This window comes from Kitasatospora sp. NPDC059571 (assembly GCF_042735675.1).
Taxonomy (GTDB): Bacteria; Actinomycetota; Actinomycetes; order Streptomycetales; family Streptomycetaceae; genus Kitasatospora.
Genome location: NZ_JBHWBW010000442.1, coordinates 1 through 6,609, shown reverse-complemented (window position 1 = coordinate 6,609; position 6,609 = coordinate 1). Strand labels below are relative to the sequence as shown.

Sequence of the window (6,609 nt, the reverse complement as noted above, 5' to 3'; positions counted from 1 at the left end):
CTTCGACCGTCTGTGCGCCGCCAGGGACTCGAACCCCGGACCCGCTGATTAAGAGTCAGCTGCTCTAACCAACTGAGCTAGCGGCGCCTGCTGACCTGGAGAACAGTACACGGCGCCGTGCGGATCCCGGAAATCGTGACCGCCCGGTCACGCGCCGCCGTGCTCGGCGGGGTGGTGGCAGGCCGCGGCATGGCCGGCCACGGCCCCCGGCGAGGCCGGTGCGAGCGGCGGAGCCTGCTGCTCGCAGCGGGCCGCGAGGCCGGCCGGCAGCGCCGCGTACCGCAGGCAGCGGGTGCGGAAGCCGCAGCCCGTCCGCCGCTCGGTCGGTGCCGGGGGGTCCCCGGGGAGCAGGATCCGGCGCCGGGAGCGCTCGGCGGCCGGGTCCGGCAGCGGCACCGCCGAGAGCAGGGCCCGGGTGTAGGGGTGCACCGGGTTCTCGAACACCTCCCGCGCCCCGCCGGACTCCACCGTCCGGCCCAGGTACATCACGCTGACCCGGTCGGCCAGGTGCCGGATCACCGCGAGGTCGTGCGAGACGAAGAGGTACGCCAGCCCGAGCTCCGCCTTCAGCCGCTGCAGCAGGTTGAGGATGCCGGCCTGCACCGAGACGTCGAGCGCCGACACCGGCTCGTCCAGGACGAGCAGCCTCGGTTCGACGGAGAGCGCCCGGGCGATCGAGATCCGCTGCCGCTGGCCGCCGGAGAACTCGTGCGGGAACCGGGCGGCGTGGGCGGGGTCCAGCCCCACCTGCCCGAGCAGCTCCGGGATCCGCCGGGCGATCAGCTCCCGCGGGGCGCGCTGGGCGCGCAGCGGTTCGGCCACGATGTCGCCGACGGGCATCCGCGGGTCGAGGCTCGCCATCGGGTCCTGGAAGACGATCTGGAGTTCGGCCCGGAGTCTGCGGGTGGTGGCCCGGTCCAGCGCGGCGGAGTCGTGGCCGAGCACCTCGACGGTGCCGGCCTGGGGTGCGGCCAGCCGCAGCAGTTCGAAGAGGGTGGTGGACTTGCCGGAGCCGGATTCGCCGACCAGCCCGAGGGTCTCGCCCTCCTGCAGGTCGAGGTCGACGCCGTCCACCGCGTGCACCGTGCCGGTGCGCCGGCGGATCACCGCGCCCTTGACGACCGGGAAGGTCCTGACCAGTCCGCGCACCCTGAGCACCGGGCGCCTCTCCCCGGACGCGGCGCGGCCGCCCGCGGGCGGCGCGGGCAGCGCCGGAACGGGGTGGATCTCGTGCGGAGCCGGCCCCCGTTCGGCCAGCTCCGCCGACCGGACGCAGGCCGCGAGATGGCCGCCCGGCCCGCCACCCCCGGCCGGCCCTGCGCCCGCTCCCGAGCCGGGGCCGTCCCCTGCGGGGGACCCGTCACCGAGGCCGGCCAGCGCGGGTTCGGCGGTGCGGCAGCGGTCCTCGGCCAGCGGGCAGCGCGGCGCGAACCGGCAGCCGGTCAGGTGTTCGCCGGGCGCGGGCGGTGCACCCGGGATCGGCACCAGGACCCCGCCGGGACGGTCGGGCCGGGGCACCGCGCCGATCAGCCCGAGGGTGTAGGGGTGCCGGGGCCGCGCGAACAGCGCGTCGACCCCGGCCGTCTCGACGATCCGCCCGGCGTACATCACCGCGACCCGGTCGGCCGAACCGGCGATCACCCCGAGGTCGTGGCTGACCAGGATCAGTGCGGCGCCGGTCTCGCGCTGCGCGGTGCGCAGCACGTCGAGGACCTGGGCCTGGATGGTGACGTCCAGTGCGGTGGTGGGCTCGTCGGCGAGCAGGACGTCCGGTCCGTGCGCGACCGCCATGGCGATCATGGCGCGCTGGCGCATGCCGCCGGAGAACTCGTGCGGGAACCGGTCGAGGGCGCGGCCGGGGGAGGGGATGCCGACCAGGTCGAGCAGGTCGGCGGCGCGCCGGCGGGCCGCGGAGCGGTCGAGGTCGCGGCGGTGCACCCGGACGGCCTCGGCGATCTGGTCGCCGATCCGGTGGACGGGGGTGAAGGCGGTGAGCGGGTCCTGGAAGACCATGGCGACCTTCCGGCCGCGGATCCGGGCGAGTTCGCGGTCGGGCAGGCCGACCAGCTCCCGGCCGTCGAGGCGGACGGAGCCCCGGACGGCCGCCCGGTCCGGCAGCAGGCCGAGGACGGCCAGCGCGGTGAGGGACTTGCCGGAGCCGGACTCGCCGACGATGCCCAGCGTCTCGCCGCGCTCCAGCCGCAGGTCGACCCCGCGGACGGCGGGGGCGCCGTCGAAGCCGATCTCCAGGCCGCGGACCTCCAGCAGCGGGCCGGCGGCGGGTGCGGGGGCCGCGCGGCGGGCCGGCGCGGTCTCGGGGGGCAGGGCGGTCACCTGGTGCTCCGGGCGCTGGTGGGGTCGAGGGCGTCGCGCAGTCCGTCGCCGACGAGGTTGACGGCGAGGACGAAGAGCACCAGCAGGCCGGCGGCGAAGTAGAACAGCCAGGGGAAGACGGGTGCCTGGTCGGTGCCGGCGGCGAGCAGGGTGCCGAGGGAGACGTCCGGCGGGCGGACGCCGAAGCCGAAGTAGGAGAGCGCGGCCTCGCCCATCACGGCGCCGCCGACCGAGATGGTCGCGTCGATGATGAGGAACGAGGACACGTTGGGCAGGATGTGCCGCGCGATGATCGTGAACGGCCCGACGCCCATGAACCGCGCCGCCCGGACGAACTCCCGCTCGCGCAGGGACATCGTCATCGACCGGATCACCCGGGCGGTGACCATCCAGTTGAAGAGCGCGAGCAGCAGGACGAAGACGAGCCAGCCGCTGCCCTTCAGGGCGGGCGAGGCGATGCTGATGATCAGGAAGCTCGGGAAGACCAGCAGCAGGTCGACCAGGAACATCAGGGCGCGGTCCGTCCACCCGCCGAAGTACCCGGCGCACGCGCCGACCAGGGAGGCCAGCCCGGTGGACAGCAGGGCCACCAGCAGGCCGATGACGAGGGACTTCTGCAGCCCGCGGACGGTCTGGGCGAACACGTCCTGGCCGAGCCCGTTGGTGCCGAACCAGTGCGCTGCGGAGGGGGGTTGGCGCAGCGCCGTGTAGTCGGGGGTGATGTGGTCGAGGTGCGTCACCAGCGGGGTGGCGAAGGCGAGGGCGAAGAGCAGCAGCACGATCACGGCCCCGGCCACCGCCCCGCGGGAGGCGGCCAGCCGGGCCAGCACGATCCCGGCGCGGCCGGTGGCGGCGGGCCGGGCGGCCGGGCTCTCGGCCGTGGCGCGGCCGGTGGCGGCGGTGGTGGTCACGGCGGGGCTCCTCACTGCCGGACCCGGGGGTCCAGGGCGGCCAGCAGGGCGTCCGCCAGGAAGCCGGCGGCCAGCACGACCACGGCGGCGAACAGGTTGACGGCGACGACGGAGTTCACGTCCTGCTCCTGGACGGCGACGATGAACCACTCGCCCATGCCGTGCCAGCCGAAGATCGTCTCGGTGAAGGCGGCGCCGGTGAGGATGCCGAGGAAGGAGTAGGCGAACATCGTCGACATCGGGATCACGGCGGTGCGCAGCCCGTGCCGCAGCAGCGCCTGCCCGCGGGTGAGCCCCTTGGCCCGGGCGGTGCGCAGGTAGTCGGAGCCGAGCACGTCGAGCATGGTGGCCCGCTGGTAGCGGCTGTAGGTGGCGAGGCCGCCGAGGGCGAGGGCCAGGGTCGGCAGCAGCAGGTGCAGGGCCCAGTCGGCGAGCCGGGTGCCCGGTCCGCCGGCGAGGCCGGGGGTCTCGTAGCCGGTGAACGGGACGACCTCGTGACCGGCGGCGTCCTTGAGGGCGATGGCCCCGTTCTTCAGCAGCAGGGCGACCAGGAACACCGGCGTGGACAGCAGGACGAAGGAGGTCAGCGTCAGCAGCCGGTCGGAGATGCGGTACTGGCGTACCGCGCTCCAGGCGCCGGCGGCGACGCCGAGCAGCATCCCGAGCAGGCTGCCGACCAGCAGCAGCCGCAGCGAGACCCAGATCCGGCGCCCGAACTCGTCGTTGACGGAGGTGTCGTGGATGGTGCGGCCGAGGTCGCCGTGGAGCAGCAGGCCGTCGGCCCAGGTGGCGAAGCGTTGGACGACCGGGGTGCGGTCGTTGAGGTTGAGGGCGGTGAGCTGGCGGTCGACCGAGGCGGCGGACGGCCGGGGCTGCTTGGCCTCGAAGTAGCTGCGCGGTCCGAGGGCGGCGCAGGAGAGCGCGTAGGCGAGGAAGACCGCGGCCACGAGCAGGACGGCGTAGTAGCCGAGGCGTTTCGACAGATAGCGGATCACCGTGCACCGCCGGGTGGTCGGTTCGCGTACCTGGTCGACATGGTCGTGGGCTTTCGCTCGGGGGGTGGTGGGCGCAGCTTCGCGCACGCCTGCCGGGGCCGTCGGGTCGCCGGTCGGAGGGGTGCGCGGGTGCCGCTCCGGGCCGGGGTCGGGGAAGCGGCAGGTCAGAGTGAACCAGTCAGGTACTGAGGGCGTGTTGCGGCCGCGTTGCGGCCCGTTGCATTCCGATCAGAAGTGAACACCTGCCTCTGGTGGGGGAGTTGATCCGCTGTTACGGTCCTGGTCGCCGGGCACAGATTTGACTGCCCATGCTCAAGCCTCGCCACACCTGGCGACCCACGCCTCTTCGACACCCTCGGGGAACCTCATGGACGCACCCACCGCCATCCGCCGCCGGATCCCGGCCGGCGCCGTCGCCCTCGCCGTCGCCCTCGCGGTGGCCGGCTGCTCGTCGTCCGGCGGCGGATCGGCGGACGCCGGCCGCTCGGTGGTGCCGGCCGTGGACACCGAGGACGACAACCCGCAGCCGCCGGAGAACGTCAAGGACGGCGGCGAACTCCGCCCGCCGCTCCAGCAGTGGGTCACCCAGTGGAACCCGTACCAGGTCGACGGCACGTACGGCGACGCCGTGGAGATCATGGGCTACGTCGAGGCGAAGCTCTTCCGCTCCGACGCCAAGGGCGTCTTCCACCCGGTGCCCGAGTACCTGGCCTCCGCGCAGGTCACCTCGGCCTCACCGCAGACGGTGGTCTACCGGCTCAACCCGAAGGCCAAGTGGTCCGACGGCAAGCCGCTGTCCGCCGCGGACTTCAAGGCCGTCTGGCAGGCGTCGAACGGCCGCAACCCGGCCTTCAGCCTGTCCGACTCCTCCGGCTACGAGCAGATCTCCTCGGTCGAGCAGGGCGCCGACCCGACCGAGGTGAAGGTGGTCTTCTCCCAGCCGTACGCGGACTGGCAGAACCTCTTCAACCCGCTGCTGCCGGCCTCCCAGATCTCCACCCCGGAGGCGTTCAACCAGGGCTGGGTGGAGAAGATCCCAGTCTGGGGCGGCCCGTTCAAGCCGGGGGTGCTGGACAAGACCGCACAGACCGTCACCCTGGTGCCGAACCCGGACTGGTGGGGCCCGAAGCCCAAGCTCGACCGGATCACCTACCGGGTACTGGCCACCCCGGCGATCACCCAGGCGTTCCTCAACGGCGAGGTGGACTTCGCCTCGGCGGGCACCGCGGCGGCGTACGGGCAGCTCAAGGACGCCAAGGACGCCGTGATCCGGACCGGCACCCCGTGGGACGAGGTGCACATCTCGTTCGGCGGCAACGGGCCGCTGGCCGAGCAGGCCGTCCGGCAGGCGCTGGGGAAGGCGCTGGACCGGTCCGCGCTCATCAAGATCGCCAACCAGGGTGTCCCGGTGGAGTTCAAGCCGCTCGGCAACCACCTGTTCATGACCAACCAGAGCGGCTACCGGGACAACTCCGGCAGCTGGGCGACCTTCGACCCGGCCGCGGCGAAGCAGCTGTTGGAGCAGGCCGGCTGGCGCGACGGAGGCGGCGGGGTGCGGGCCAAGAACGGCACCCCGCTGGAGCTGCACTACGTGGTGAGCGACGGCTCCGCGCAGGCCCAGCTCGACCTGGCCGCCGCCGTCCAGGCGATGCTCCAGCAGGTCGGGGTCAAGGTCGCCGTGGACAAGGTGGCCAGCAAGGAGTACTTCACCAAGTACATCGACCAGGGCCGCTTCGACCTGGCCAGCTGGCGCAACACCGGGTCCTTCCCGCTCTCCAAGGGCGTGGCCAACTTCCGTGCCCCGCAGGGCGACAACGTGTTCGGCAACTTCTCCAAGCTGTCCACCCCGGAGATCGACGGCCTGCTGCGCAAGGCCGCCGGCACCATCGACCCGGCCGCCGCCGCCGAGCTCTACAACCAGGCGGACGCGAAGATCTGGGAGCTCGGCCACACCGTGGAGCTCTACCAGCGGCCCAGCATCGTCGCGGTCCGCAAGGGGCTGGCCAACTACGGCGCGGGAAGCCTCGCCGACACCGACATCACCAGGGTCGGCTGGCAGAAGTAGCGGCCGTGCGGCGGCTGCCGCGCGCCGGCAGGCAGCGCGGTGATCACGAGGCTGAGGGGCGGACACGCCGGGGCAGTGCGGAGAGCCCCCGCCCCGGTGTACCGCCCTCGCCTTGACCTTCCGCGTTGCCCGCAGACCGCCCATGTCGTCGTTCCACTCGGGAGGGAATCTATCCGGCCCGTCCGGACGGCGGCCGCCAGCTCGCCGGGCCGCCCCGGCGTGCCGGGACCTTGTCACCCGGTTCGCGCACTGATCCGTCAACCCCGTGCTGACGCGGCCGGCCGGCCCGGGCCCTGCCCCGGAC

4 protein-coding genes and 1 tRNA gene are annotated in these 6,609 nt (G+C 73.5%); 1 reads left to right on the top strand and 4 read right to left on the bottom strand.

The features are described 5' to 3' along the window. Window positions 1–13: 13 nt before the first annotated feature. The 4 genes from ACFV0G_RS32300 to ACFV0G_RS32285 form a co-directional block, all read right to left on the bottom strand. Window positions 14–87 (bottom strand) — tRNA-Lys (locus ACFV0G_RS32300). A gap of 60 nt (window positions 88–147) precedes the next feature. After that, window positions 148–2,325 (bottom strand): dipeptide ABC transporter ATP-binding protein, encoded by a 2,178-nt coding sequence (locus ACFV0G_RS32295; RefSeq protein ID WP_380555693.1) that lies wholly within the window; start codon window positions 2,323–2,325, stop codon window positions 148–150. A gap of 5 nt (window positions 2,326–2,330) precedes the next feature. Further along, window positions 2,331–3,245 (bottom strand): ABC transporter permease, encoded by a 915-nt coding sequence (locus tag ACFV0G_RS32290; RefSeq protein ID WP_380555691.1) that lies wholly within the window; start codon window positions 3,243–3,245, stop codon window positions 2,331–2,333. An 11-nt stretch (window positions 3,246–3,256) separates the two neighbouring features. Next, entirely contained in the window at window positions 3,257–4,240 is a 984-nt protein-coding gene (locus ACFV0G_RS32285; protein ID WP_380555689.1) for an ABC transporter permease, read from the bottom strand. 367 nt (window positions 4,241–4,607) lie between these two features. Here ACFV0G_RS32285 and ACFV0G_RS32280 point away from each other — a divergent pair, with 367 nt between their 5' ends. Next, on the top strand, window positions 4,608–6,305 hold the full coding sequence (locus ACFV0G_RS32280) for an ABC transporter family substrate-binding protein (protein ID WP_380555687.1): 1,698 nt from the start codon (window positions 4,608–4,610) through the stop codon (window positions 6,303–6,305). Window positions 6,306–6,609 lie beyond the last annotated feature (304 nt).

Bases quoted from the DNA above. Each gene is read 5' to 3' on its own strand.
- ACFV0G_RS32280 (WP_380555687.1), top strand. From the start codon at position 4,608: ATGGACGCACCCACCGCCATCCGCCGCCGGATCCCGGCCGGCGCCGTC.